Below are 1,593 nucleotides of genomic sequence, written 5' to 3' on the forward strand. Positions count from 1 at the left end.
CAGCCCTGCAAAACGACCTCAAGCCGCATGGACACTGGGTTGGTGAGGTGATGTTGCGGGGTTGGAACTCCCGAAGATGAATCGGCTCGATGCGGTTTCCTGGGAGTTTGGAGACGGATTTCGATGAGCACGCCGGACTTTTTCCGCGCCCGACTGGACCAGATGATCGACCTGCGCCACCCGCTGGCGGTGCTGGCCACACGCATGCCGTGGCAGCAGATCGAAGCGAGCGTGGCGCCGCTGCTGGCGCGCAAGGACCGGCGCGGGCGCAGCATCGAAGGTGCAGACCTGTTCGGCCCCACGCTGCAGGTGGTCGGCGCAGGCGTGAGCGCTGCGGGGCGCCCGCGCCTGGCGATCCGCTTGATGGTGTCGCTGCTGTACCTGAAGCATGCCTATGGCCTGAGCGACGAGGCCGTGGTCGAGCGCTGGGCCGAGAACGTGGTGTGGCAGTTCTTCAGCGGGCAGGAGTACTACGAGCCGCGCCTGCCGTGCGATGCCACGCAGATCGGGCGCTTCAGGCGGGTGCTGGGCGAGGCCGGCGTGGAGGAGTTGCTGGCCAAGACGATCGAGGCGGCCGTGCAGATGCAGGCGGTACGCAAGAGCGAACTGCAGCGTGTGATCGTGGACACCACGGTGCAGGAGAAGGCAGTGGCCTATCCCACCGACAGCCGGCTGCTGGAAGTGGCGCGGGCCAAGGTGGTGCAGCTGGCGCAGCGCGCCGGGCTGCGGCTGAAGCAGACCTTCGAGCGCGAGGGCCGCAGCCTGCGCCGGCGTGCCGGCGGCTATGCGCACGCCAAGCAGTTCAAGCGGCTGCGCCGGGTGCTCAAGCGCCAGCGCACCGTGCTCGGGCGCATGCTGCGCGACGTGCAACGCCGCCTGCTGGAGGCGCCGCAAGACGTGCGTGATCGCCTGCAGCCATGGCTGGAGCGTGCCGAACGCATCCGCTCGCAGCACCCCAAGGACAAGCACAAGCTGTACGCGCTGCATGCGCCGGAGGTCGAGTGCATCGGCAAGGGCAAGGCCCGCCAGCCCTATGAGTTCGGCGTGAAGGTCAGCGTGGCGGTGAGCGCCAAACAGGGCTTGATGGTCGGTGCGCGCAGCCTGCCGGGCAACCCCTACGATGGCCACACGCTGGCCGAGCAACTGGAGCAGACCACCGTCTTGCTGCAGGACCTGGGCGTCAAGCCGCACACGGCCATCGTCGACCTGGGCTACCGGGGGGCGGATGCCGACATTGGCGGGGTGACATTGATCCATCGCGGCAAGAGCCGCTCGCTCACGCGCAGCCAGCGACGCTGGCTGAAGCGGCGTCAGGCGGTCGAGCCGGCCATCGGGCATGCCAAGCACGATCACGGCATGAAGCGCTGCTGGCTCAAGGGCGCCGACGGCGACGCGCTGCATGCGGTGTTGTGCGCAGCCGGCTTCAACATCCGTTGGCTGCTGCGCGCCATCGCCCGGCGGGGCATCGCTCCAGCCTTTTTGCGCTCGCTTTGGCTGCTGTCAGCGCTCGCAGCGTCCGCGAATCGACTCGCTACTCTTGCACGTCCGGCGCTTCTCGTCGGCGCCGCGAGATGAATTTTGCAGGGCCGACTA

At 68.0% G+C, this 1,593-nt stretch carries 1 protein-coding gene; it reads left to right on the forward strand.

The window, feature by feature from the left end:
* Positions 1-123 precede the first annotated feature (123 nt).
* Complete coding sequence (locus tag MOJ79_RS18795) at positions 124-1,575, forward strand: IS5 family transposase (RefSeq protein ID WP_241925530.1); 1,452 nt, start codon at positions 124-126, stop codon at positions 1,573-1,575.
* The last annotated feature ends 18 nt before the right edge of the window (positions 1,576-1,593 follow it).

It is taken from the genome of Calidifontimicrobium sp. SYSU G02091, from assembly GCF_022631395.1.
GTDB lineage: Bacteria > Pseudomonadota > Gammaproteobacteria > Burkholderiales > Burkholderiaceae_C > Calidifontimicrobium > Calidifontimicrobium sediminis.